Here is a 26,153-nt window from a genome sequence, read left to right as displayed (position 1 = left end):
AGGATGCCACAAATTATTGAAATAGATAGTATAGCTGCCCTGAAAAGGATGATAGGAGGAGCACGATGAGCCCATTAGGAAAATTGCTGGTGATTGGATTTGGACCAGGAGATATGGAACATATCACAAAACGTGCGTTGGATGCGCTGGCCGAAAGTGAGGTCATTATCGGCTACAATACCTACGTTGATTTGATCCGTCCGTTGTTGAACGGACAGGAGATTGTACGCACAGGGATGACAGAGGAAGTGAGCCGTGCGCAGGAGGCGGTTCGCCAAGCAGAGATGGGCAAGAAGGTAGCCGTCATTTCCAGTGGAGATGCTGGGGTCTATGGCATGGCAGGGCTAGTGTACGAAGTGCTGATGCAAAAAGGCTGGCGTCGCGAGGACGGAGTTGAGGTGGAGGTTGTGCCGGGGATCTCGGCTATTCAATCCTGTGCTTCGTTGTTGGGAGCGCCAGTTATGCATGATGCTTGCACGATCAGTCTGAGTGATCATCTGACCCCGTGGGAAACAATCGTGAAGCGTGTAGAAGCTGCGGCTTCGGCTGATTTTGTGATTGCATTATACAACCCGCGTAGTGGTCGGCGTACCCGCCAGATTGTGGAGACGCAGTCCATTTTGCTTCGTTACCGTGATCCGCAGACTCCGGTTGGGCTGGTGAAGAGTGCTTATCGTGAACGTCAGCAGGTTATTGTGACGACGCTGGAAGATATGCTGAACCATGATATCGGGATGCTGACGACCGTAATCATCGGCAATTCCTCGACGACAGTGTATGACGGCTTAATCGTGACTCCGCGCGGCTATCAGCGTAAATACACGCTGGACGCGACCGAGCAGGTGCTCAAACCGCATCAGCGGCTTCGCACGGAAGCGGAGCCGTGGTCGCTGGGCGCGCAAGAGGATCGCGCACTGGATACACCGCAGGGAGGCGGAGCTCTGACTGCGCCTACCGAGCCTTCCGCGAGCGGTGCGGCGGTTGCGACGCAAGCACGTCCGCAAGCGATGGCTGCTGTACAGGTGACGCCTGCGAAGCAAACCGGGGCGGCGGCCCCAGCATCGCTGGCAGCAGAGGCGCTCGGTCGCCTTGCTGTTGGCGGCAAGCTGCCAGGCGAAGCCAACGCTCGCTGGAGCGGGCAAGCGCCTACCATCCAGAGCGCCGTTGGTACGGCAACGGCGGCTGCGTCTGGGAAGGCACCAGGCGGCTTTGGCAAGCCTGCGCTGTTTGAGGTGGGTGTTTCCCCTGGCGTGGGAAACAAGAAGTTCACTGCTCGGCAGATGGCACTGCTCGCCGAGGTAGCGGGTGATGACGGCGAGCTGGAATACACGCCAGATCATCAGATCGTGCTGCGCGTGCCATGCCTAGACCCTGAGGAACTGGTCGGTCGGCTGCGGGATGAACGATTCATTGTCATGCCGATCGGCGATGTGTTTAAGGTCAAGGCGTGCGACTTCTGCAATATGGAGAAAGATGACGCAGTGCCTGTGGCTGAGCACCTACAGGTTGTACTTGGCGGATTACAGGCACCCAAGGAAACGAGCATTGCTTTGAACGGATGCGGCATGGCCTGCTATGGAGCGGTGCTGGAGGATATCGGAATTGTCTACCGCAAGGGAGGATATGATCTTTTCCTCGGCGGCAAAAAATTTGGCCGTAATGCTCATGCCGCTCAGCCCGTAGCGGAAGGAATTCCGGGTGATCAGATTACGGACATCGTGGAGAATGTTATCGCTGAATACAAGGAGAAAGGGCATCCGAACGAGCGTTTTCATAAGTTTTTCAAACGTGTAGGCATCGTTGCGGGTTTCCGGCATGAAGATGCACCGGTAACAGTAGAAGTGAACGCGGTTTGTGGTGATTAGTCGGTTGGTAGGCTTGATGAACCGGATACAAGCATATATATAAAATAGGGCGTATTAGACTATCCCTATAAATGAGGAGGAACAAACAGCAGTGGATGCAATATTGTTGGTTGGACATGGAAGTCGGGACCCAGAGGGTAATCAGGAACTACTGGAATTTGCACAGGCGGTGGCAGATCGGGCGCCAGGTACGTGTGTAGAGACCTGTTTCCTAGAGTTGGCACGCCCTAGTATTGCCGAAGGAGTACAGGCGTGTGTGGAGAAAGGGGCGACACGTGTCGTTCTTATTCCGATTATTTTGTTCGCAGCAGTGCACGCCAAAATTGATATCCCGATGGCTATTGATCGGGCAAAGGCAAAATATCCGCAGGTGGAATTTGTATACGGACGCCCGATTGGCGTTCACGAAAAAATCGTTAGCATACTGCTGGACCGCTTGAAAGAGACACGTCCAGTTGCAGTACCGGCGGGAATGCATAGCGCGGTCGAGGCGTCTGCCGATGCATCTGACGAAGAAACAGCTGTACTTGTATTAGGTCGCGGAAGTAGTGATCCGGATGCGAACAGTGACTTTTTCAAAATCACCCGTATGCTGTGGGAGAAGCTTTCTTATACATGGGTAGAAAGCAGTTTTATCGGTGTGACGCAGCCTTCCTTTCCCGATGGTCTGGAGCGTTGCGTACGACTGGGTGCCAAAAAGATTATCGTGCTTCCGTATTTTCTGTTCACTGGGGTGCTGATTAAGCGCATCGAAGAAATGACCCAGGAATTTGCTGAGGCTCACCCTGCATTACAAGTGGAAATGGGCGGATATTTTGGCTTCCATCCTCAATTGGTTGAGCTGGTGCTGGAGCGAGCTAATGAAGGCTTGTTCGGTAAGGTTACGGCTAATTGTGATAACTGCCAGTTCCGTCTGGAAGCGCAGGAGCATCACCATCATCACCACGACCATGACCACGACCACCATCACCACCATGATCACGACCACGACCATCATCACGATCATGATCACCATGCACATGAGCATGATCATCATCACGAGCACCATACACATCACCACGCTCACGATCATGTCCATGCTCACAGCCATAATGACCATGATCACGATCATTCACATACGCCGTCTGTAGTGAACGTAACCGGGCAGGTGAATGGCTCATGATTTTCATGCTGTGTGGAACGAGCGATGCACGGGAATTGGCGCTGCAAATTCGTGGCATTGGCTTTAATGTATTGACTTCGGTCGTAACCGAAAGCGCGGCGGCCAGCTTGTCCGAAGCAGGACTGGATGTGCGTACAGGCCGAATGACAGCCGATGAAATGGAGGCAATGATTCAGGAGAAGGGGATACAGGCTGTTGTTGATGCCAGTCATCCTTTTGCAGAAGAAGCACATGCGAATGCGATGGCAGCCGCTCGCGAGTCTGGAGTTCCTTATATCCGCTACGAGCGGACGGGACTAGTGTATGACAATCATCCGTTGCTCCATATCGTTCCTTCCTATGAAGAAGCGGCATTAGAAGCGAAGCAACTCAAAGGCTCTGTCATGCTTACGACGGGCAGTAAGACGCTTGGCACGTTCACCAAGCATTTACTCGGAGATCCGGAGATTCGTCTGGTTGCACGTATGCTGCCGCGTCTGGACAATATGGAGAAATGTGGCGAACTGGGGATGGAGCAAAAAAATATTATTGCTATGCAGGGACCCTTTTCCCGTGAGCTGAACGAAGCATTGTACAAGCACTTTGGTACGACCGTGATGGTCACCAAGGAAAGCGGACGCACAGGAGCAGTGGATGAGAAGGTTCAATCTGCTCTGGACCTGGGTATCCACGTAATTTTAATTTCCAGACCGGAAGTGGAATTTGGAACGGTATTTGATCATTTCGACGGAGTAATTGATGCACTGCGCACAGCAACTGGGGAGATTTCAATTTGAGTTGAGTCAAGTTTCTACAGGTTCAGTTAATCCAGAACGACTGCTGGCATGTATCTAAAATATAGTCATCTTAAAATACGTGTTTTAATAGAAATATCTGTATTTCAATACACGAGCAGTTATTTTTCCTAAACTAATTTTCCATAAGGGAGTGGTCGATACCATGGACTTTAAAACAGATTTTAAACCGCTAACGGTACAGCCGCAGGAGATTGAGGGTAAAAGCTTCGCGATGATCACAGAAGAATTGGGAGAGCATCCATTTACAGCAGAGCAATATCCCGTTGTACAGCGTGTCATTCATGCATCTGCTGATTTTGAGTTGGGGCGCAGCATGGTATTTCATCCGAAAGCAATTGAAGCCGGAATTGCAGCTATTCGCGCAGGACAGCCGGTGGTCGCAGATGTGCAGATGATTCAGGCGGGGCTGAGCAAGGATCGGATCCGTCAATTTGGCGGGGATGTTCATGTGTACATATCTGACCCGGACGTGATGGAAGAAGCCAAAAGGCTGAACACGACACGCGCCATTATTTCCATGCGCAAAGCGATTCAGGCGGGCGATGGTGGAATCTATGCGATTGGCAATGCGCCTACAGCGTTGCTGGAGCTGATTCGTTTGGTGAAAGAAGGAGCGGCTAAGCCCGGACTGGTGATTGGTATGCCCGTAGGTTTTGTATCGGCGGCAGAATCCAAGGACGAGCTGCGCAAGCTGGATATTCCGTTCATTACGAATATTGGACGCAAGGGCGGAAGTACGATTGTCGTAGCGGCATTGAATGCGATCTCCTTAATGGCTGTCCGCTAGATGCGGTTGTCCGTTTGCTGTATCATGAAATGAATTAGAGCATGATCAGCAGAAGAGGTTAAGGAGGAATTGGCATGGAAAAGGAAGCGGCGTCCGCCGACAGGCCCAAACGGATGAAAAGTGGTGAAGCTCCCGCGCCGGACAAGCCGATGCGATCAGGCTTTACGACGGGGGCTTGTGCGGCTGCAGTAGCCAAAGGAGCGGTGCAACTGCTCATTACGGGCATACCGCCGAAGGAAGCGGTGATATCGCTGCCCGCGGGCTTCGATCATGCGTTTGAGCTGATCGAGCCTGTGTTGGACGCGGACGAAGCTTCCTGCACGACGATCAAGGATGGTGGCGACGACCCGGATGCCACGCATCAGGCGAGAATTAGCGCCTCTGTTAGCTGGCGCGAGGAGCCGGGCATTGAGCTGGACGGCGGCGTTGGCGTCGGACGGGTAACGAAGCCTGGCCTGCCTGTGCCCGTCGGGGAAGCAGCGATCAATCCAGTGCCGCGCCGGATGATTACGGAAGCCGTATCTGGCGTGCTGGAGGAGCACGGATCGGCCAAAGGTGTCCGTGTCGTTATCAGTGTGCCGGACGGTGAAGAAATCGCCAAGAAGACGCTGAACGGACGGCTTGGCATTCTTGGTGGTATTTCCATACTAGGTACACGCGGTGTGGTTGTTCCGTTTTCCACGTCTGCTTATAAAGCCAGCGTGGTGCAGGCTATATCGGTTGCACAAGCGATGAACTGCGAGGAAATTGTCCTAACCACAGGCGGCAGCAGTGAAAAATATGCAATGAAAATGTATGATCAGCTGACGGAAGAAGCCTTTATTCAAATGGGAGACTTCGTCGGCTTTGCAGTCAAGCACGGCAAACGATTGGGGATGAAAAAAATTGTTCTCGTCGGTATGCCTGGCAAGCTGTCGAAGATTGCTCAGGGCGTCATGATGGTTCACTCCAAGAGCGCTCCGGTGGATTTTGGATTTTTAGCCGAGGTTGCGCGTGAGACAGGTGTGGACGAGTCGCTTGCAACGGCAGTAGCTGAGGCGAATACAGCTACGCAGGTAGCGGATATGATGACCGAAGCGAATGCGCTGAGCTTTTTTGAAAAGTTATGTACCTATGGGTGTCAGCATTGCCTGGAGCATGCAGGTGGTGGAATCACCGTAGAAATGGTACTGGTAACGATGAAAGGGAACGTGCTGGGGAGGGCGAGAGTCGGTGAGTAGAGTGATTCGTGTCATTGGTATCGGTGAAAATGGAACGGCAGGTCTGTCGCAGGAGACGCTGGAACAAATTGAGCGTGCCGACCTGCTGGTTGGTGGTGAGCGCCAGCTAGCCTTTTTTGAGGCAGCCGCAGGAGAAAAACGAACATTAAAGGGCGGCTTATCCACCGTGGTGGAAGAATTGGGACGGTTGCGTGAGCACAAGGATATTGTCGTGCTTGCGTCAGGAGATCCGCTTTTTTTTGGCATTGCAGGCTATTTGTCTGCCAAGCTGGGGGCTGAGCACCTGGATATTTTACCTCATCTCAGCTCGGTTCAACTGGCGTTTGCGCGTCTTGGTGAAAGCTGGCAGGATGCGGTGTTGGAAAGTGTACACGGCCGTCCGATGACCGGACTAGCGCAGCGGATCGACGGACAGAACAAGATCGCGCTGCTGACGGACGACCGCAATCATCCCGCCGCGGTTGCCGCTTATCTGCTGCATTTTGGCATGACGGAATATGATGCCTTTGTCGGCGAGCATTTGGGAGGACCAGATGAGACGTATCGGCATTATACGCTGGAGGAGATGTCGCAGGGAACCTTCCAACCCCTGAACGTGGTTGTTTTACGCCGCCGTAAGGGGGAAGACGTGCCAGCAATTCGCCGGGGATTTGGCTTCGAGGATGCGGAATTTTACCAGCGCAAGCCGGAAAAAGGACTGATCACGAAGCGTGAAGTGCGCGTATTCAGCTTGTCTGAGCTGCGACTGACCGAGCGAAGTATCGTATGGGACATCGGCGCAGGCTCAGGTTCTGTAGCTGTGGAATGTGCCCGGCTGGCCAAGTACGGGCAGGTATTCGCCATTGAAAAGAACGAAGGCGATTTGGCTAATGTGGAAGCGAACAAGATCAAGTTCCGTACTGATTTTCCAGTGATCCATGCCAAAGCACCAGCCGGGTTGGACGAGCTGCCAGACCCGGATGCCGTGTTTATTGGCGGGAGCGGAGGAGAACTGGCAGAACTGATTCGTCTGTGTGCTTCGCGTCTGCGTAAGGATGGACGAATTGTAGTGAATGCTGCAACCATTGAGACGCTGCATGACGGTATGAAGGCGATGCAAGCAGCAGGACTCGAAACCTCGGTGACGTTACTGCAAACAGCACGTAGCAAGCCGATTTTGAATATGACTCGTTTTGACGGACTCAATCCGATATATGTCATTACAGGGCAGCCGTCGGTGGACGTGGCTGACGGAGCAACAGGGGAGTAAGCTGGTAAATCAAGAGGGGGAGAGACAGCATGAATACGGCGGCAACAGGAACACTTTACGGCGTAGGTGTGGGGCCGGGTGATCCCGAGCTGATTACGGTCAAGGCTTACCGCATGATTCAGGAATGTGCAGTTGTGGCTTATCCGAAGAAACGCCGGGGAGGCAAATCGTATGCTCACGAGATTGTGGAATTATACGTTAACCCGGAGGAAAAGGAGATGTTGGGACTCATTTTTCCAATGACCAAGGACCCGGTTGTACTGGAGCGGGAGTGGAACAAAACGGTGGTTGCTTGTTGGGAGGCTCTGAGTCAAGGAAAGGATGTAGCCTTTGTCACAGAGGGAGACCCTAATCTGTACAGTACCTTTATTCACTTGGCGCGTCTTATGAAGGATCTTCATCCTGAGGTGCCGATTGTATCTATTCCGGGCATCTCTTCTGTATTGGGAGCAGCGGCAGCCCTGGAATTGCCTTTGGCAGACGGAGATCAGCAGGTCGGTATTATTCCGGCTACGGATGATCGGGAAGCGATGAAGCGGGCCATTGAGAATCACGATACGGTTGTATTTATCAAGGTTGCCAAGGTACTGGATTTGATTTTGGATGTACTGGACGAGCTCAACCTCGGGGATCGTGCATCTGTCATTACCAAAGTCACTTCACCTTATGAAATGGTATGGCGTAACGCCCGTGAGCTGCGCGGACAGGAACTTGAATATTTGAGTTTAATGGTGGTGAGCAAATGACGTTGGAGCCAAAAGTATATATCGTAGGAGCAGGTCCTGGCGACCCGGAGTTGATTACGGTCAAAGGCTCACGGATTCTGCGCACGGCAGATGTGGTGTTATACACGGATTCACTTGTGAACGATGAGCTGATTGCTACGGCCAAGCCGGAGGCGCAGGTACTGCAGAGTTCAGGCATGGATCTGGAACGGCAGGTTGAGATTATGAGCGAGGCTGTGCAGGCGGGGCGCAGTGTAGCCCGCGTGCATACAGGTGATCCAGCAGTATACGGTGCGATTTTGGAGCAAATGGTGCTGCTGAAGCAGCGCGGAGTAGCCTACGAAATCGTACCGGGCGTCAGCTCGGTCTTTGCTTCTGCGGCCGTGCTGGGTGCAGAGCTAACCGTGCCTGACTTGACGCAGACGGTCATTCTGACGCGTGCCGAAGGCCGTACACCTGTACCGGATCGTGAAAAGCTGCGTGATCTGGCATCCCATCACTGTACAGTGGCGCTGTTCCTGAGTGCAACGCTGGCGAAGAAGGTAGTCGTTGAATTTTTGGCGGCTGGCTGGAGCGAAGACACGCCTGTAGCCGTTGTGCAGCGCGCAACTTGGCCGGATCAAAAGATTGTCCGCACGACACTTGCCCAATTGCCAGCCGATCTGCGTGCAGCAGGCATTACGATGCATGCCATGATTTTGGCAGGGTGGGCGCTCGACCCGGGGTTAGTGGACAAGGACGCACATCGTTCCAAGCTGTATGACAAGTCGTTCACCCACGGCTACCGAAAGGGAGTGAAGCCTGGTGAGTAATCCATTTGCCGCTGTGGCGATCACGAAGCATGGAGTCGAGATGGTCCGCAATTTGGGAGCCAGCTTTCCGGGTACGGATGTGTATTACATGTCCAAGTTTGAGCGTGGAGACGAGCAGGAGCGTGGCATTCAATTGTTCGAAGGTTCGGTCAAACTGATTTTGCCGGATTTATTCAAACAATATAACGGTATTATTTTATTTATTTCCCTCGGTGCGGTGGTTCGTATGATTGCACCGATTTTGGTGGATAAAAAGGTAGACCCAGCCGTGGTCGTCATTGATGATCGCGGAGAACATGTCATTAGCGTACTGTCTGGGCATTTGGGCGGCGCAAATGAATTGACCCGTCATGTAGCCGCTGTACTGGGGGCACGTGCGGTAATCACGACTGCATCGGACGTGCAGGGCACGATTCCAGTGGATATGTTGGGGCGGGAATTGGGTTGGGTGGTCGATAGCTTCGATAAGGCCACGCCTGTGAGCGCCGCTGTTGTGAACGAGGAGCCCGTTGTACTCATACAAGAGACAGGCGAACGGAACTGGTGGCGCTATGACAAGCCAGTACCTGCACATATCAAGGTATATGCCTCAATGGCGGAAGCGGCACAAGAACCGTTCAACGCCGCGTTGGTCGTAAGTGACCGTTTGTTGGAGCCTGAGGAAGAGGAGAGGTTTCTTTTTAATGGCGTGCTGTATCGTCCTAAAAGCTTGGTGCTTGGCATTGGCTGCAATCGGGGAACTGCATTGGAGGAGCTGGAGGCTGGGGTGCTGAACACCTTTCAAGAGCTGCGTTTGTCTGTAAAAAGCGTACGGAATATTGCTACGATTGACCTGAAAAAGGATGAAGAGGGCTTGCTCGCCCTCTGCGCCAAATACGGCTGGGAGCTGGTGACGTACACTCCGTCAGAGCTGAACACGGTGCAGCTTCCCAATCCATCGGAAACTGTCTTCAAATACACTGGCGCCTATGGGGTCAGCGAACCATCAGCCCTGTTGTCCTCCGGTGCAGACCATTGGCTGCTGGAGAAGAAAAAAAGCGGCAATATGACGTTGTCTGTGGCGCGGGTGCCTTATGAATGACGATATGAAGCAGACTGTACAGCAGCCTGATCTGTCTACTCCCGTGCGCAGAAGTCGTATCGTTGTTGCCGGTACGGGCAGTGGTGCGGGCAAAACCACGGTGACGCTCGGGCTGATGAAGGCGTTCGCCGACAGCGGCCTGCGAGTGCAGGGGTTTAAGTGCGGTCCGGATTATATTGATCCGACCTATCATACAGCCGCGACCGGAACGCCTTCCCGTAATCTCGATTCCTGGATGACCTCACCGGATACGGTGCGTGAAACCTTTATCCGCGCATCCGAAGGCGCAGATATCTCCGTGATTGAAGGCGTCATGGGGCTATATGACGGCAAGGACCCGCTCAGCAATATTGGCTCGACCGCCGAAATCGCCATGCTGACGGATAGCCCGGTATTGCTGGTCGTCGATGTACGCAGCATGGCACGCAGTGCGGCCGCTATTGTGCTCGGCTTTCAGCGCTTGGAGCCCAAGCTGCGCATTGCGGGCGTAATCGTAAATCGCTGCGGTAGCCAAGGGCATTACGGCATTGTCAAAAAGGCGATAGAGCAGGAGTGCGACATTCCTGTGCTCGGCTGGTTAAAGCGCGATGACGGGCTGGATATTCCTGAGCGTCATCTGGGCCTGGTGCCTGCTGTAGAACGCGGCGAGCTGGAGCCGCTTTTCCAACGGGCGGCAGAGCTGATTCGCGCGGGTACGGATCTGGATGCACTGCGGACATTGGCGGATTCGGCTCCGCCGCTCAGTCTGCCCGAGCACCCATTATTTCCTCCAGATCAGCCTCCCACAGCAGGACATGAAGTCGAGACTGGGGAACGTCCCATCATTGCTGTCGCCAGAGATGCGGCGTTCAATTTCTACTACCCCGAGAATATGGATTTGCTGCGCCAAGCGGGAGCAGAGATTGTCTATTTTAGTCCGCTGGCGGGAGAACGCGTCCCTGAGCACGCCAACGGCCTATATCTGGGCGGCGGCTTTCCCGAGGAGTTTGCGGCAGATATCGCTGCCAATACGGGCTTTCTGCAAGATATCCGCAACGCAGTGAGCCGGGATATGCCTGTATTCGCCGAGTGCGGTGGTTATATGATACTGGCCCGGACACTTACGGATCGGGCGGGTCACGCCCACCACATGGCTGGGGTGATCCCTTCGGACGTTCGTATGCAGGAGAAGCGGGCTGCATTGGGATACCGGGAAGCAACCGCATTGCAAGATTGCTTGCTGCTGGAGGCTGGAGAGACGATTCGTGGACATGAATTTCATTATTCGGTCATGAGCTATGATGAATCTGCCACCCCCTATCCCTTCGCCTATCAAACCAAGGGGATGCGCGGGCTTCAGAGTGAAGGTTATGCCAAAGGGAACCTTTTGGCAGCCTACACACACATTCATCTCGCTTCTCTACCCAAGGCAGCATCACGCTGGGTTGAAAAATGTCGGGCTTACCACTAAAACACAAAAAAGCCGGGTCCCTATAAGGGTCCGGCTGTTCTAAATAAAGTAAATTAAATCTTACATAACATGGAAGCGTATACATTGTTTTTTGGACGATTCGCCTACATAAGCTTTTTCAGTTGGGAAATCCTTCCCTGACTCACGCCAAGCATGGAAGCGAGTTGTTTCTGTGAAGATGCCGGATGTTCTTCCATAAGCTCTCTCATTTTCTCCAAAATAACATCCGTGCGCTGATAAACCTTTTTCATATGCATGTTTTGCTTCAGTGGAGGTGACTGGGTTTCAGTCGCTGTGACTGGAAGTAAATCTTCCGTTTTCATCGAGGTGGCACATGCATCGCAGATAAACTGATCTTTAAAATAGGTGTTGGTATCAACCGAACCGCAAAATATACAATTGGTTGATTTGTACTTACGGAGCATGAGTGTTTGGCCTTCAATAAAAAACTCTAATGGATCGCCGATGTCAATCTCCATCGTCATGCGCAACTCTTTAGGAAGCACAATTCGTCCCAAGCTGTCCAAGGGCCGGGTCATTCCAGTCCTTTTCATTCATGCAACCTCCCCAGTGTTTTAAGATTTATAGAATGTATAAGCTTTGAGGTAATTCTTATCAATTCTATAACCGCAAGCATAGATTTCTTACGAAAAGCGGCCCCTCATTGCTAATAAAGCATGGACGCACTTTTTTTCTTACGAGTATACCATAAACGGGCGGAATCGCCAGCGTTCATGTTTATAAATTTATAATTAGTTTATTCCGAGCGAACATATATGCTATAATCTTCTGCTAAAGGATTTAATAGGCCGTCTGTAGAATTATTTATATATGCCGTAGCTTGGACAACGATGGCGGTGTTATGGGAAAAAGATGAGGGCCAAAGGGATTCTTTAGAGCTTTTTGACCCCACAAACAAGAGACCGTTGGCACGGGACCCGCCTTTAAAGTCCTTATATACAAGTCAGGCAAGGAGGATTTATGATGGAAAAAAGAAAAGCATTGCTGCTAGGAGATTATTCATATCCAGAGTTTCACCCGCTACAAGGGGTGGACGAAGAGATTAGCCATATTTTACAAGATTGGATGACGGTACAATGCAGTGAAAATCGTAAAATGCTGCTCAAGGAAAATCTAGCCTCATTCGATCTATGCATCTCGTATTGTGATAGCCGTAAGGAGGTTCTGTCTCCTCAACAAACAGCAGGACTGCTGTCCTACGTCAGCGGCGGAGGTGGACTGCTTGTGCTGCATAACGGGATTACATTGCAAGGACGGTATGAAATTGCACAGCTCATGGGAGCACGTTTCCTGCGACATCCGGCAGCGGAGCAGCTTTCCTTCAAGGTAACAGAGCCGGATCATCCGATTATGGAAGGGATCGAGCCGTTCGAGATTCAGGAGGAGCCGTATCGTTTTGATTTTGACCCGTTCACCGAAAAAACACTGTTGATGGAATACGAGTATGAAGGTCAGTGGTGGCCGGCTGCATGGTCATTGTCCTATGGCTTGGGCCGGGTTGTCTACCTGATGCCTGGACATAATCAGCCAAGTTTCCAGCACGAGGGATACCGTAAGCTGCTGCTTCAGGCTGCTAAGTGGGCCGGACGCTTTCCGGGTTAAGTATAATCATTCATTCCAACCATTATGGGAGGGGAGCTGCGAGCTTTATGCGGCTCCCCTTTTCAGGTTATACTATAGGTAATCACAGGTAGGGGAGGATATATTATGAGCGATTTGTTCAAAAAAGCCATCTCATTGGGGTGGGGCCTCACCGTTGTCAGCAAAGAAAAGGTGGAGAAAGCCGTCGAGGATCTTGTAAATCGGGGAGAACTTGCGCCCTCGGAATCCAAAGCGCTGGTCGATCGTCTGATCGAACGAGGAGCAGAGGAGCAGGGACAATTCAAAACCATGATCCGCGAGCAGGTTAGCCGCATTTTGCAGGAACTGGAAGTACCTACCGAAAATGATGTCACAAGTTTGGAGCAGCGTGTGGCATTGTTGGAAAAACAGGTAGCGGAGCTGGAAAAAGAAAAGGCGGCGCTTACGGGTTCGAGTGACGCTGAAGAAGCGAACCGGTTGGATTAAAATGGCCGTTCGCATGAAGCACGCCGGTCGTTACCGGGAAATTGCCATGGCGCTGGCGCGTCATGGCTTTGGTTATATGGTGGAAGAAATGGGACTGTTCCAGCTGCTATCCCTGCCCCGCAAGTGGCTGACGAGAGAAACCCCCGAGTCCAAAACGCTAGGTGAACGGATTCGGCTTGTGCTGGAGGACCTGGGGCCTGCATTCATCAAGCTTGGACAGTTGGCAAGTACACGTGCTGACCTGCTGCCAGAGCCTATTATTCGCGAACTGGTTAAGCTCCAGGATCAGGTACCGCCTTTTTCGCCTGAAACAGCGCGTGGCATTCTGGAACAGGAGCTGGATACGTCATTAGAGAACATACTGGTTCGTTTTGACGATGATCCGCTGGCGGCTGCTTCGATCGGGCAAGTGCACCTGGGCAAGCTGCACAGCGGTGAAATGGTTGCTATTAAAATCCAGCGCCCAGGCGTTAATCGCATCATCCGGCGGGATTTGGACATTTTACGGGAACTGACCGCAATGGCAGCCAAGCGCTGGGAATGGGTGGAGCGTTATCAGCTTCGCCAGATGGTGGAAGAGCTGGGGAGATCGCTCATTCAGGAGCTGGATTACAACCATGAAGCCCGTAACACAGAGAAGATTGCGCTCCAATTTGAGCAGGACCCACATATCTATATTCCGAAAATATACTGGGATCATACCTCCTCACGTATACTGACCATGGAGTTTCTGGACGGGACTCACTTGGGGAGTCGTGAAGAGTTATTACACCGTGGCTACAACTTGAAAGAACTGGCGCAGCGGCTGGTCAACAGCATGCTGCATCAAATTTTTATAGAGGGCTTTTTTCATGCCGATCCCCATCCAGGCAATTTGCTCGTCCTGAGAAATGGAAGTCTCGCCTACTTGGATTTTGGCATGGCGGGTAGGCTGAGCGAAGAGATGAAGAATCATCTCGCTTCCCTCATGATCGCCCTGATGCGCAAAAATACCGATGCTATGGTTCGGGCCATCGAGCGACTGGGGCTGGTCGACCCGGATGCTGACCTGAATGCGCTGCGAGCTGATCTGGACAAAATACGTGAAGATTACTCGGACGTTCCTTTCTCACAGGTCAGTATTGGCGATGCCTTGAACGACCTGTTTGGCGCGGCACAGCGCCATCGGATTGGGTTGCCATCGGATGTCCTGCTGCTTGGCAAGGCGCTGCTGACACTGGAAGGGGTCGTAGAGCATTTGGACCCCGATCTCAGTATTATTGCTTTGGCCGAGCCTTTTGGCAACAAGCTGCTGAAGGAACGCTTCAGCGGTCGTCGGATTCGGGGCAAGCTGTTGGGTGGTGCGACCGAGCTGGTGGAGACGCTGATGGAACTGCCGAGACAGACGAGGCATCTGACCTCAATTATCAGCAAGGGTAAGCTTAAACTGGAAGTTACCGTACCAGAGCTGGAACAGCTTTTGCGCAAGCTGGATCAGATCAGTAATCGCTTGTCATTCAGTATTGTGCTGTTAGCGTTCAGCATCATTATGGTCGGACTGATTATCGGTTCATCACTAAATCATCAGGCGACCATGCTGTGGAACGTACCTGCGATTGAAATTGGTTTTGTCGTAGCGCTCTTAATGGTTGCCTTTTTACTATATTCTATTTTTAAATCAGGAAGATTCTAGATACCGACTACAAAGGAGGCGTCATGGATACTCATAAGATGAACACAGCCAGAATGAATACTCTTGAAATTACAGATGTACCGTGGCACCGCTTGACTACTCCTTATGGTAGGGGGACGGACTTGCCGCATTTAATATCCAATGGGGAGTATGCAGCCATCGCTGATCTGATAGAACATCAAGGTACACTGTGGCAGGTTACCCCATGGGCGCTACTATTCTTATTGCGGAATATGCATGCGAGAAGACCGGAGGATATCACGCTGAGTGAGTTGGAGTTGTACCATACGGTTGTTCAAGCATTGGACATAGAAAATCTACAAGCGGACTCACAGGAGTCTGTGGAATGCTGCTAGATGAGAAGTATTTATGGCCGGCAGACAGCAATCCAGAAGAAGATGAACTGGAGTGGGAAGAGGAAGAAGCACGTGGCTATGATCCGATAGCTTTTTGGAGCTATTATGACTATAGCTGTCGGTTACTAAAGCAAGCGCTCCCTGATTTTGAGAGCTTGCTCCAGCGCTATGCAGACTCTAAGATTGCTGAATCCCTATCAGAGCTTGTGCAGCAATTGCGAAAATTTTAAATATAAGAAAACGAACCAGATAAAGAAAACGGGCGATATTTCAAGTAAAGAGATGTTTTCTTTCTGTAAACAGCCTTTTAACTCATTCGTCTCTACGATTCCCTTGCGTTATAATGATGGACTGGATGTAACGGAACGGGTTCGTTTGAGAGAGACGAGCTGAATGATAGGAGAGCCTTGGCGATTGACCGCTGGACGGATGCCCAAAGCAATATCGGGTTGCAGGTCAAGATGCTGTTCTCTGTGAATATAGGAGGCTGGAACGAAACAGTATGAATCTTAAACAACAATGGTTCGGTAATATCCGGGCTGATATACTTGCGGGCATGACTGTGGCGCTGGCATTGATTCCGGAGGCGATTGCCTTCTCAATCATTGCAGGTGTCAACCCCATGGTCGGACTGTATGCCTCCATCTCGATGGCCATTGTCATTTCTTTTGCAGGCGGACGTCCGGCGATGATCTCGGCAGCAACCGGGGCTGTAGCTGTACTGGTTGTGGGCCTGGTCAAGGATTATGGCGTGGAATATTTATTTGCAGCTACTATTTTGGCTGGGATCATTCAGGTGCTGCTGGGTGTTTTGAAAATAGGTCGCTTTATAAGCTTTATTTCGCAGCCGGTCATGACCGGGTTTGTGAATGCGCTGGCGATCCTCGTCTTTATGGCGCAGCTCACCCACTTTCATGGAGCGAATTGGATCATGTACGCGATGGTAGCGGGAACATTGCTCATTGTGTATATTTTACCGAGGTTTGTGAAAAGCGTTCCCGCTCCATTGACAGCAATTATTATCATGACGATCATTACGTATGTATTTGGATTGAATGTCAAAACGGTAGGAGATATCGGTACGCTAACCAGCTCGCTGCCTTCATTCCATCTGCCGCAAATTGAGTGGTCGTGGCACACGTTGCGGATTTTGCTGCCGTATTCCTTTACGATGGCGCTAGTTGGACTGCTGGAATCACTGCTGACAGCCAGTATTTTGGATGAAATGACCGAAACGAAAAGCAATAAAAACCGGGAAGCCCGTGGGCAAGGGATTGCCAACTTTGTAAATGGCTTTTTTGGGGGCATGGGTGGCTGTGCTATGATTGGACAATCCGTCATTAATGTCAGCTCAGGCGGAAGAGGACGTCTATCCACTTTCACGGCTGGGGTGTTCTTGGCCTTTCTGCTGCTCGTGCTTGGTGGTGTTGTAAAGGAAGTGCCTATGGGCGCATTGGTGGGAGTCATGTTCATGGTGTGTATCGGAACCGTAGATTGGAAGTCACTTCGAAACATCGCCAAGGTACCCAAAGCAGATACGTTTATTATGGTAATCACGGTCATTATCGTGGTGGCTACGCATGATTTGTCCAAGGGTGTGATCGTAGGTGTACTGTTGAGTGCCCTGCATTTTGGCTGGAAAATGGCTAAAATCCGTATCAGTACGACTGAGGATCATGAAGCAAAGGTGTACCATGTCAGGGGGCCGATGTTTTTCGCCTCAACGACTCATTTTGTCGACCATTTTGAGCCTTCACATGATCCGGAGCGAGTTGTAGTCGACTTTAGCCATTCACATGTGTGGGATCACTCGGCGGTTACTGCCATTGGCAAGGTGCTGCAAAAATACAGAAACTCAGGTAAATCCATTATCCTGCAAGGGCTAAATGAGGAAAGCCGTTTAATTGTGGAGAAGCTCGGTGGTCCTGTCGTTACAGAGCCGATCATGTGATGAATCATATAGCATAAAGCAAAGTCTGAAATGGAACTTATCCATTTTGGGCTTTTTTTATTTATTTCTGAAATGAAATAACGGTTTTCTTTTTAAATCATAGATAATTATGACAAATTTTCATCAAAGTATTGACGTGGCAAATGGGCAGGAATACAATCATTGTTATTAAGCATAGCAAGTACATAGGAATAATTGAAAATTGAAAGGTATGTACATATGAACTTAGACTGGGAGTTTATTGTAGAAAGCTTGCCGCTGTATGGAGAAGCCATGTGGCTGACGTTGAAGATTGCCTTTTTTGCTATTCTGTTTTCACTAGTCGTTGGTTTGCTGTGCAGCATCGTGCTGTATTACAGGGTGAAAGGAATTAGCGGAATCATTGTAGCTTATATCGAGCTTTCCCGGAATACGCCGCTGCTTGTACAGTTATATTTTCTGTATTACGGGTTTACGAAAATTGGTCTGCACATGAGCGAAATGACGTGTGCCATTGTGGGGATGACCTTTTTGGGCGGGGGCTATATGGCTGAGGCGTTCCGCGGTGGAATTGAAGCCGTGAGTAAAACCCAAACGGAATCCGGGTTGAGCCTCGGACTGTCCAAAATACAACTGGCGAGATATGTTATTTTGCCGCAAGCATTTAGCATTAGTATTCCGTCCTTGGGAGCGAACGCGATCTTTCTACTCAAGGAGACCTCCATTGTGGGTGCCATTGCTTTATTGGATCTGATGAATGTGGCCAAAGACCTGATCGGCATGTACTACAAAACGACAGAATCGTTGATTTTGCTGGTATTGGCATATCTCGTGCTGCTTTTACCTTTGTCGATGCTGCTGACGTGGGTGGAAAGGAAGGTGCGATATGCTGAGTTCGGGGATTAATGTGCTGTTTGAGGGATCGAATTTCGAGCGTCTGTTAGGGGGATTGCTCGTTACACTGGAGATTGCATTAATTTCCATTATTATTGGTACGCTGCTAGGCATTCTGATGGGTCTGCTGCGCACCTTAAAATCAAGACCGATTCGATTTGTGCTGAGATTCTATTTGGAGACATTCCGCATTATTCCGATTTTGGTATGGTTGTATGTCGTGTATTTTGGATTTACTCCTTTACTGAATGTGGATATCAGCGGAGAGTTGACGGCAGTAATCGTATTCAGTCTGTGGGGAGCGGCGGAAATTGGCGACATCGTACGAGGTGCATTGGAATCACTGCCCAAGCATCAGGTGGAATCCGGGCAGGCATTGGGGCTGACCTATTGGCAATTATACCGTCATGTGCTTATTCCCCAGGCGGTGCGCCGCATGCTCCCGGGTTCTATTAATCTAGCGACACGGATGATCAAAACCACGTCACTTGTGGTGCTGATCGGTGTTGTGGAAGTGGTCAAGGTCGGGCAGCAGATTATTGAACTTGGTGTAATCAAGGCGCCTTCGGCATCCTTTTGGGTGTATGGTTTTATCTTTATATTGTATTTTCTTGTATGTTATCCGTTATCCAGACTTTCCAAAAGATTTGAACGCAGATGGCAAAATTAGCAGGATGGGGTGGTGTCATGGGAGAGGCTGTGGAGGTTTTATTGGAAATTCGAGGACTGGAAAAAAGCTTTGGCGACCGAAAAGTACTGCAGCAGATTAGTCTGGACGTAAGGAAAGGGGAAGTTGTGGTTATTCTCGGCCCTTCAGGATGTGGTAAAAGTACGCTCCTCCGATGTCTTAATGGTCTAGAGCCAGTCCAGGGGGGGGATATCCGTTACAGAGGACAGGATCTGACGGATACAAAAGTGAATTGGCGTGAGGTGCGGCAGCATATCGGAATGGTGTTCCAAAACTATGAGTTGTTTCCACATATGACCGTCTTGGAAAATATATTGCTTGGTCCGCTTAAAGTTCAGCGGAGAAACAAGCAGGAGGCACTTGCGCAAGCGGAGCAGCTATTGGAACGAGTCGGTTTGCTGGATCGCAAGGATGCGTATCCGAGACAATTATCAGGCGGGCAAAAGCAACGGATTGCGATTGTGCGCGCCCTGTGTATGAACCCTGAAATTATGCTTTTTGATGAAGTCACCGCATCCTTGGACCCGGAAATGGTCCGAGAGGTGCTGGATGTCATGCGAGAGCTGGCCCAACAGGGGATGACGATGATTATCGTGACGCATGAAATGGGATTTGCCAAGTCGGTAGGAGATCGTATCGTTTTTATGGATCAAGGACAGATATGTGAAATGACTACACCACAGCAATTTTTTACCCAACCGGAAACAGAGCGTGCCCAGCACTTTCTGGATATATTTCAGTACGAAACGATATAAACAGGGGGATGAATACAGATGAGAAAAGGAATGAAGTTCACAACGTTATTACTGGCTTTGAGCTTGCTGCTCATCGGCTTGGCAGGATGTGCAGGGGCTGGTAATACCAACGGTAGTAGTTCGGGTTCGGCTAAATTTGCTTCAATTGAGGACATTAAAAAGAATGGCAAGATTCGAATTGGTGTTTTCGCGGATAAGCCGCCTTTTGGCTACGTAGATTCAGAAGGTAAAAATCAGGGCTTTGATGTGTATATTGCGAAACGTTTTGCCAAAGATCTCTTGGGCGACGAGTCCAAGGTGGAATTCGTCCTGGTGGATGCTGCCAGCCGGGTTGCCTATTTGGAATCCAACAAGGTAGATATCATCATGGCTAACTTTACTGTGACCGATGAGCGTAAAGAAAAAGTCGATTTTGCTAACCCGTACATGAAATTATCCTTTGGTATTGTGTCACCCGACAGCGCTCCAATCACCACGATTGACCAATTGAAGGGTTCGGATCAAAAGCTGATTGTTGCCAAGGGAACGACAGCAGAGACCTATTTCACGAAAAATTATCCTGACATCAAGCTACTCAAATTCGATCAATACACCGAAATTTTTTCGGCTCTCAAAGACAAACGCGGTGCCGCCATTGCCAACGATAATACAGAGCTGATCGCTTGGGCCAAGGCCAATCCCGGCTTCACCGTAAGCATTCCAGCCTTCGGTGGTCAAGATACGATTGCTCCCGCAGTAGCGAAGGGAAATAAGGAACTGTTGGACTGGATTAACAACGAGCTGGCTACGTTGGGCAAGGAAAATTTTGTCCATCAAGCTTATAAGGAGACACTGACCTCCGTTTACGGAGAAGGATTTACGGATCAATTGGTTGTAGAGGGCGGAAAGGTTAATTAATCATCGTATAAGTTACTTATTAAGCATAAAGAAGCGTTGGGCTTGCTGTCCCAACGCTTCTTTAATTTGGGGCAAGGGAGCACTGGCAACTTCTTATCGAGATAATACTTCCCCAAAATCTCTTGCATGCTCATAGATTTCATTATATAATTTTAAATGATTATGATTCTCATTATCATTTGAGTCTTTAGGCGCAGACTCCCAATATGAGCCTAAGTGAATAGGATGGTGCTTTACACATGGCTAAAACGGATGTGGCTACTGCCAGAAGACAGCTCAGCAGTCCGAACAAGGTAACGCGCAGACGGGCTTTGAGAACGATCAAAGCTGCGAAGCGCGCGAAGTAACAAGATTCAAGTTAACTGCAAATGCAATACCAGTGTCAAAATTTTTAGTCTCCTCGTTTTGATATTGCACCTGCTTTCCTGATGGTGGTACACAGGAAAGCAGGTGCCCTTTTTTATTTCTTTTGTGCAAACAGCCATTCAATCATGTCCTGATTTTGTAGAGCCGGAACCCAGGAGAAGTGTCCTGTAGGTTTGATAATCCCTGCTTCGTATTCAGTGAAATGAATGAGGTTTCCGTTCTGTGCTTTAATGGCAGCGACCATTTCTTGCGAGTTCTTAGGACTTACTGTCGTATCGTCTGCAGCATGGAAGGCCCAAATCGGAACATTTTTCAACACTTCAACGTGTGCAGGGTCAACAGGAGCATACATGTTCACAGCTTTTTCATAGTTGGTCAGACCGGCAATCGGCACGCCCGCAGCGAACAGATCAAGATTTTTTTCTAACAATCTCCATGTCCCCATGGCACCTTGAGAAATACCTACGATATAGATGCGGTTGGTGTCGATCGGATATTTCAAGGCCGTTTCACGTACCAAATCGGCAACAGCGCTGTTGCGTGGTTCATCTGCCCAAATAAATTTATGATCCAAGTCAATTGGGCTTTGAGGAGCGATGACGAAGGATGGGTGTGTGGCTTGCTGCTCAGGGGAAGCCCAAGTGACAGCACCAGCATTTGCTAACAGGTTGACTCCATTTCCATCACCACGTTCGCCGTTTCCGTGTAGGAATACAACCAATGGGTAGGTTTTGCCAGGCTCTACTTTAGGTTCAAATGTAAAGTAGTTCAGTTTGAAGCCATCTTTATTTTCAAAGGTGTTTTTTTGGAAATCGTCTACAATGGGTGTCACTTTATCGGTTGCTTTTACAGTCTGTGTAGAAGCTGGAATGACTGTTTTCTTTGAAGTTGCAATATCTTTCTTTTGACTAATGTAATAGTTCAATGGATTGATGCGGTTGACTGCACTTGTGGAATCGTAAGTGAGAGTGCTTGCATTTTTGCCCTGCGTATCCAGCTCGATCACGACATATTTGCCATGAGTACTGCGGTTGGTGATGGCGCCGGTATCGTTGGTATATACGCCGGTCACGGTTCTGTCCGTGTATACATCATTGAGTACAGATTGAACCTGAAAGCTGGCTGTGGACAGGGATGCTCCGTCAATATTGGTGCTGTATTTCAGTACAACGGCAGAAACAACCTCACCCAGAGGCTGTACCTGGGTAAACAGGGTAGCTTGAGGTGCTGGAACATCGGCTGCTGCCGCGGCAGAACTGGAGGATGGATAAAAGATCGTAAGCAGGAGCACGAAAGATAGTAGAACAAGGGCGAAACGTCTTTTTTGCATAAGATAATCTCCTTTGGTGTTTATTTTTAAAGCGCTTACTATATGATCGGGATGCTTGACTGTATGCTATGGAACTCATACAAATCAAAAAAAGGCAAACTCCGGGTACACAAGTGTACTCGGGTTTTGCCTTTTCAGTAACAATCCCACTTGAAGAATAGCATCCTCCTTGGAATCTGACAAGTGAAAGCGCTACAATTTTGGATGTTTTTATAATATATATTTACCTTCGCAACGGGAGACTACTAAAATCTCTTGAGTGACTTGTGCTGAGCAATATGAAGATTGTGCTCATTGTTCTATAGCAGGAAACAAGAAAATAGAGCTTTTCAACGGGGATACGGTAGTATATAATCTCCTTAACTTAACACTGTTAACTTATATAACGACGTTAACAAGGGAGATGAAATCATGAACCAATATGATGTTATTGTCATTGGTGCCGGGCTGGGTGGTTTGTCTTGTGCAGCCAGACTTTCTGCGTTGGGTTACCGGACAGCTGTGTTTGAAAGTCATACTTTGGCTGGCGGCTTTGCTACTGAATTCACAAGAAAGGGATATACCTTTGATGTCTCCTTGCACGGCGTCGGCGGACTCGAAGAAGGCAGCTTCGGCCGGATGTTAAAGGACTGCCATGTGGACCAGCAAATCGTTCCTCTACGCAAAAAGCATCCTTACTCCATTCGCTGGGAAGGACAGACCATTGATATCCCATCTGATGTGCAGGAGTATACGCAGCTCCTCAAAGGCATGTTTCCTGCTGAGACAGCAGCCATTGACAAGCTTTTCGCAGGTATTCGCCGTTTTGAGGCAGGCTTTTCTGCTTTTTCTTCCCGTACTTCCTGGCGTAAGATGGCGGGCCTGCTCAAAGCAGGCACCTTCTTCCGCTGGACGCAAATGACTACCTGGGGGGCTGTAAGCCAGTTTGGCTTGTCTGACCGATTCACGGAATTTTTCACCGCCCTATGGGCTTATTATGGTTTGCCCCCGAAGCGGCTGGCGGCCTTGTATTTTTTCATTCCTTGGATGGGCTATCATCTGGAGGGGACGTATTACATTCAGGGAGGTGCACAGGCCTTGTCCAATGCGCTGGTCGAAGCTATTCAATCAGCTGGAGGAGAAGTTCACCTACGCAGTCAGGTGTCTGAAATCATACTTGAACGTGGTAAAGCAGCTGGTGTACGTCTGAAAAAAGGGGATGTATATAAAGCCAACTGGGTTGTGTCTGGTATCAGTCCTCATCATACCTATGGTCGTCTGCTGGAAAATCATAATGCCGCCCGTCGTGAGCTGGAGGCTGTCACCAAAATGGAGACTGGCACATCTCTTACTCAGCTATACCTAGGGCTATCATGCGAGCCTCGCGAGCTTGGGATCACCGAAGAAGACTTAATCCTATGTAACGAGCCGGATTCGGAGACGGATTATGAAGTCATGATGAGCGGCCAGTATACGAAAGGCAACTGGATGCTCACAAATTATAACGCCATGGACCCTACACTCAATGAAGCGGGAAAGGGTGTCATCACCGTTACATTTTTGGACAGATTGGAGAACTGGCCTAGCGCACGTCCCGAATATAAAGCCAAAAAAGAAGCAGTAAAACAGCAGATACTGGAACGCCTTGAACAGCTATACCCTGGTTTTAGCAGTAAAGTGGTAGTGGCAGAGTTGGGCACACCACGCACAATGCAGCGGTATACCGCTAATCCCGGCGGGGCTGTTTACGGCTTTGCACAAACGGTGCGGCAGTCCGGTATACACAGACTGAAGCACAAATCAGCAGTGGACCGTCTGTCATTGGTAGGGGCCTGGACACAGCCTGGGGGCGGGTTTCAAGGAGCTATGAACTCGGGTATAATGGAAGCTGATCGTATCGCCGCCAAATTGAGATAGGCAGAAAGGGCACGTATATCTATTCATGAAACATATCAAACGCCGAGAACGTGAAAGCAGTGAGATTCGCCGCAAAATCATTGAGGCCGCCCGATCGCTCTTCTTGAACCAAGGGTATGCCGAGGTCTCTATGCGTAAAATTGCGGATCAGATCGAATATTCACCAACGACTATTTATCATTATTTCTCCAATAAGGAAGCGGTTGTTCGTGAACTGCTGTTAGAAGGGAATGCTTTGTTCCTGAAGGCTCTTCAGCAGCGCGTGGATGAAGCACAGGCAGCCGGACTGAACGCTCTGGACACACTGAAAACAGTGTCCGATGCTTATGTCCGTTTTGGCATGGCTAATCCCGAATACTACAACATCCTGTTTATCAGCAACCTTGAATCTGTAAGCTCGGTTAGCCTTATAGACAGTGGGAGTTTTAAAGGGTTTGAGTTGCTTGAGGGCGGACTCAAAGTCGCTATGGAGGAAGGGGGCATCACTCAAGGGGATGAGCACCTGATGGCTAGATCCGTATGGAGTATGTTACACGGACTAACTTCTCTTCTCCTGAATTTTGAGCTTCCTATGGCCAAAGCAAATAATGAATTGATTTCATTTACTATAGATACTTTTTTTCGAGGATTAAGCCGCTGATGCAGCGGCTCATTTTTTTGTGCTCCCACCCCGTACAGGCAAGTCTGCATACGCCGGCTCCTGTGTTAACGAAGTTTCAAATCTGAAAGCTGCTCCAGCACGGCTTCAATGCGACGTTTATCTTTTTTGAGCATCACGAGTTGTAAAGAAGCATGAAGCAGGTTTGAGATGCTAGCCCAAACGTCTGCTTCTAGACCGGGCAGAAGATCGCGCTGAATCATGATATCCAGCGCCTCGGTTGCAATTTTCTGATGAAGCTCGCTACTGGATAGCCATTCAATCACCTGCTCAGCTGTAGGACGAGAGTAGGCGAAAAGTACTGCCCAGCCATCGACCGGATGATTGACCTTATCCCGCATCCAGTCAATGACCTGCGGTGAATGAAAATGCTGTAACTGCCCGCTAACGGTGTATCCTTCTAATTTGCCATCCTTTGCCGTATGCTGCATCAGATCATTATAAACATTTTCTAATCCTTCCTGTTCGGGCAGACAGCGGGCGGATAGATAGGCACGTGTCGAGACAAATGCTCTCTCAGCATGTATGTTATTTGAAGCGGATGAATTCCATGCTTGCGTGATATCCGTGTCCGGCTCCCATAAGGAGCGAACCCAGTCAGCAGCCCCAATACCTGCGGTCTCCCCAATAAAAAATGCCCATGTAGCGAATTGGGCCGGGTTACGCTGAATGTGCTGCTCCCAGGCAAGAAAAATATCTTTTGGATCATAGGCCTGAAAAGCCTGCAGTACAGCAGGATGATCTACGCCATGCATGGTGGTGTAATAGATCAGTGTTTCCAGCGACCGGGCGGCATCCTCCAGCTTCATCGTACAGAACGTGTTCAACCAGCGCTGCCACAACTGCAGCGGTGGGCTGTCTAGTTGAATACCATGCTCGTCTAACACGTTAGACCAATCCCACAGCCATAACCCGTGTAAGGCAAGCATGGTTTCTATATAGGTAGGTAGACTTTCTGCGAGCAGCGTGAACCGGTCCAACTCATGCTCATAACAGAACACTGCTGGCTCTGTTGCGGATGTCGCTCTATCAAGCAGGATCGGATCACCGGCACCGTTATAGTTTAAAATTAGATATCGTTGTTCGTCCGCTGCTGAATCGGTGTTTTCTCCATAGGATGTAAAATAGCTTATATACTCATGATTCCAGCCAAATTCGCCTGTAATATCGTCAAGGATATTCGGTTTTTGTTTAAGGCCATTACTGCTTTCATATGAACAAGCCGGTTCATCGGCTACAATACAGTGTTGAGGGAGGCACCATAGCAAATGTAAGCTGCCACACCGCTTTATCAATTCAGACAGGGAGGCAGGCAAAGGGACCTGCAGCCGTTCCTCCAACTCAGTCAGTTCCTCTTCGGAAATCCCCTTCGTCCATTGGTATACCACGTCAGGCATCCCACCTTGTCTCAGGCGCTCAGCGATCCCTCCGAGCTTTTCTAAGATGTGTGCAAAATGTACTGTCATTTGTATTCG

The 26,153-nt window shown here is 49.8% G+C and carries 24 protein-coding genes and 1 pseudogene; 22 read left to right on the top strand and 3 right to left on the bottom strand.

The features are described 5' to 3' along the window. The first annotated feature begins 65 nt into the window (after positions 1 to 65). The 10 genes from cobJ to OIU26_RS11580 all read left to right on the top strand — a co-directional run bounded on the left by cobJ (position 66) and on the right by OIU26_RS11580 (position 11,148). Positions 66 to 1,865, top strand: coding sequence for a precorrin-3B C(17)-methyltransferase (gene cobJ / locus OIU26_RS11625; RefSeq protein ID WP_264216912.1), 1,800 nt, complete (start codon positions 66 to 68; stop codon positions 1,863 to 1,865). A gap of 91 nt (positions 1,866 to 1,956) precedes the next feature. After that, a complete protein-coding gene (locus tag OIU26_RS11620) occupies positions 1,957 to 3,027 on the top strand; it encodes a sirohydrochlorin chelatase (RefSeq protein ID WP_264216911.1) in 1,071 nt (356 codons plus the stop codon). Then, positions 3,024 to 3,803, top strand: a complete 780-nt coding sequence (gene cobK, locus OIU26_RS11615) for a precorrin-6A reductase (RefSeq protein ID WP_264216910.1) — start codon at positions 3,024 to 3,026, stop codon at positions 3,801 to 3,803. Before OIU26_RS11620 ends, cobK begins: the two co-directional genes overlap by 4 nt. A gap of 163 nt (positions 3,804 to 3,966) precedes the next feature. Then, positions 3,967 to 4,611 carry a precorrin-8X methylmutase gene (locus OIU26_RS11610; RefSeq protein WP_165079788.1) on the top strand — a complete coding sequence of 215 codons (645 nt, stop codon included), beginning with the start codon at positions 3,967 to 3,969 and terminating at the stop codon, positions 4,609 to 4,611. Between the two features lie 74 nt (positions 4,612 to 4,685). After that, positions 4,686 to 5,831 (top strand): cobalt-precorrin-5B (C(1))-methyltransferase, encoded by a 1,146-nt coding sequence (locus OIU26_RS11605; protein WP_264216909.1) that lies wholly within the window; start codon positions 4,686 to 4,688, stop codon positions 5,829 to 5,831. Then, entirely contained in the window at positions 5,824 to 7,080 is a 1,257-nt protein-coding gene (cbiE, locus tag OIU26_RS11600; RefSeq protein ID WP_165079786.1) for a precorrin-6y C5,15-methyltransferase (decarboxylating) subunit CbiE, read from the top strand. The genes OIU26_RS11605 and cbiE overlap by 8 nt, the downstream gene beginning before the upstream one ends. Positions 7,081 to 7,109: 29 nt before the next feature. After that, positions 7,110 to 7,826, top strand: coding sequence for a precorrin-2 C(20)-methyltransferase (cobI, locus tag OIU26_RS11595; RefSeq protein ID WP_025719607.1), 717 nt, complete (start codon positions 7,110 to 7,112; stop codon positions 7,824 to 7,826). Beyond that, a complete protein-coding gene (gene cobM / locus OIU26_RS11590; protein WP_013373518.1) occupies positions 7,823 to 8,617 on the top strand; it encodes a precorrin-4 C(11)-methyltransferase in 795 nt (264 codons plus the stop codon). Before cobI ends, cobM begins: the two co-directional genes overlap by 4 nt. Further along, a complete protein-coding gene (locus OIU26_RS11585; RefSeq protein WP_264216908.1) occupies positions 8,610 to 9,698 on the top strand; it encodes a cobalamin biosynthesis protein in 1,089 nt (362 codons plus the stop codon). Before cobM ends, OIU26_RS11585 begins: the two co-directional genes overlap by 8 nt. Next, complete coding sequence (locus OIU26_RS11580; RefSeq protein WP_264216907.1) at positions 9,691 to 11,148, top strand: cobyrinate a,c-diamide synthase; 1,458 nt, start codon at positions 9,691 to 9,693, stop codon at positions 11,146 to 11,148. The genes OIU26_RS11585 and OIU26_RS11580 overlap by 8 nt, the downstream gene beginning before the upstream one ends. Positions 11,149 to 11,252: 104 nt before the next feature. Here the strand turns inward: OIU26_RS11580 and OIU26_RS11575 are convergent, their stop codons facing one another. Continuing rightward, positions 11,253 to 11,702: an AbrB/MazE/SpoVT family DNA-binding domain-containing protein gene (locus OIU26_RS11575; RefSeq protein WP_264216906.1), complete on the bottom strand. Its 450-nt coding sequence runs from the start codon at positions 11,700 to 11,702 to the stop codon at positions 11,253 to 11,255. 430 nt (positions 11,703 to 12,132) lie between these two features. On the opposite strand from OIU26_RS11575, the gene OIU26_RS11570 reads away from it, so the two are divergent. The 10 genes and pseudogenes from OIU26_RS11570 to OIU26_RS11525 all read left to right on the top strand — a co-directional run bounded on the left by OIU26_RS11570 (position 12,133) and on the right by OIU26_RS11525 (position 20,775). After that, positions 12,133 to 12,771 (top strand): ThuA domain-containing protein, encoded by a 639-nt coding sequence (locus OIU26_RS11570; protein ID WP_017428602.1) that lies wholly within the window; start codon positions 12,133 to 12,135, stop codon positions 12,769 to 12,771. A 105-nt stretch (positions 12,772 to 12,876) separates the two neighbouring features. Beyond that, a complete protein-coding gene (locus OIU26_RS11565) occupies positions 12,877 to 13,236 on the top strand; it encodes a phasin family protein (protein ID WP_013373513.1) in 360 nt (119 codons plus the stop codon). Between the two features lies 1 nt (position 13,237). Further along, the gene (locus OIU26_RS11560; protein WP_040102671.1) at positions 13,238 to 14,908 is read left to right on the top strand and encodes an ABC1 kinase family protein; all 1,671 of its coding nucleotides are present in this window, start codon (positions 13,238 to 13,240) and stop codon (positions 14,906 to 14,908) included. 23 nt (positions 14,909 to 14,931) lie between these two features. Beyond that, positions 14,932 to 15,494 (top strand): annotated as a pseudogene (locus OIU26_RS11555) (hypothetical protein). A gap of 272 nt (positions 15,495 to 15,766) precedes the next feature. Then, entirely contained in the window at positions 15,767 to 17,215 is a 1,449-nt protein-coding gene (locus tag OIU26_RS11550; RefSeq protein WP_117288755.1) for a SulP family inorganic anion transporter, read from the top strand. Positions 17,216 to 17,434: 219 nt separating this feature from the next. Continuing rightward, positions 17,435 to 18,100: an amino acid ABC transporter permease gene (locus tag OIU26_RS11545; RefSeq protein WP_013373509.1), complete on the top strand. Its 666-nt coding sequence runs from the start codon at positions 17,435 to 17,437 to the stop codon at positions 18,098 to 18,100. Then, positions 18,081 to 18,758: an amino acid ABC transporter permease gene (locus tag OIU26_RS11540; RefSeq protein ID WP_117288753.1), complete on the top strand. Its 678-nt coding sequence runs from the start codon at positions 18,081 to 18,083 to the stop codon at positions 18,756 to 18,758. Before OIU26_RS11545 ends, OIU26_RS11540 begins: the two co-directional genes overlap by 20 nt. Before the next feature lie 17 nt (positions 18,759 to 18,775). Then, the gene (locus tag OIU26_RS11535; protein WP_117288751.1) at positions 18,776 to 19,531 is read left to right on the top strand and encodes an amino acid ABC transporter ATP-binding protein; all 756 of its coding nucleotides are present in this window, start codon (positions 18,776 to 18,778) and stop codon (positions 19,529 to 19,531) included. A gap of 18 nt (positions 19,532 to 19,549) precedes the next feature. Then, the gene (locus tag OIU26_RS11530) at positions 19,550 to 20,428 is read left to right on the top strand and encodes a cysteine ABC transporter substrate-binding protein (RefSeq protein ID WP_058830249.1); all 879 of its coding nucleotides are present in this window, start codon (positions 19,550 to 19,552) and stop codon (positions 20,426 to 20,428) included. Between the two features lie 239 nt (positions 20,429 to 20,667). Then, the gene (locus OIU26_RS11525; protein WP_016822819.1) at positions 20,668 to 20,775 is read left to right on the top strand and encodes a putative metal homeostasis protein; all 108 of its coding nucleotides are present in this window, start codon (positions 20,668 to 20,670) and stop codon (positions 20,773 to 20,775) included. Positions 20,776 to 20,888: 113 nt separating this feature from the next. Here the strand turns inward: OIU26_RS11525 and OIU26_RS11520 are convergent, their stop codons facing one another. After that, entirely contained in the window at positions 20,889 to 22,124 is a 1,236-nt protein-coding gene (locus OIU26_RS11520; protein ID WP_264216905.1) for a PHB depolymerase family esterase, read from the bottom strand. 411 nt (positions 22,125 to 22,535) lie between these two features. Between OIU26_RS11520 and OIU26_RS11515 the strand changes: the two genes are divergently transcribed. Both OIU26_RS11515 and OIU26_RS11510 read left to right on the top strand, forming a co-directional pair. After that, positions 22,536 to 24,020 carry a phytoene desaturase family protein gene (locus OIU26_RS11515; RefSeq protein ID WP_264216904.1) on the top strand — a complete coding sequence of 495 codons (1,485 nt, stop codon included), beginning with the start codon at positions 22,536 to 22,538 and terminating at the stop codon, positions 24,018 to 24,020. Positions 24,021 to 24,045: 25 nt separating this feature from the next. Beyond that, a complete protein-coding gene (locus OIU26_RS11510; protein WP_264216903.1) occupies positions 24,046 to 24,660 on the top strand; it encodes a TetR/AcrR family transcriptional regulator in 615 nt (204 codons plus the stop codon). A gap of 65 nt (positions 24,661 to 24,725) precedes the next feature. On the opposite strand, the gene OIU26_RS11505 is transcribed toward OIU26_RS11510, so the two are convergent. Continuing rightward, positions 24,726 to 26,144, bottom strand: coding sequence for an SMI1/KNR4 family protein (locus OIU26_RS11505; protein ID WP_264216902.1), 1,419 nt, complete (start codon positions 26,142 to 26,144; stop codon positions 24,726 to 24,728). Positions 26,145 to 26,153: the final 9 nt, after the last annotated feature.

The sequence above is a fragment of the Paenibacillus sp. BT-177 genome, assembly GCF_025846815.2.
In the GTDB taxonomy this organism is placed as follows: domain Bacteria; phylum Bacillota; class Bacilli; order Paenibacillales; family Paenibacillaceae; genus Paenibacillus; species Paenibacillus polymyxa_C.
Note: the sequence above shows the minus strand (reverse complement) of the source record. Positions and strands in the feature narration are given on the sequence as shown.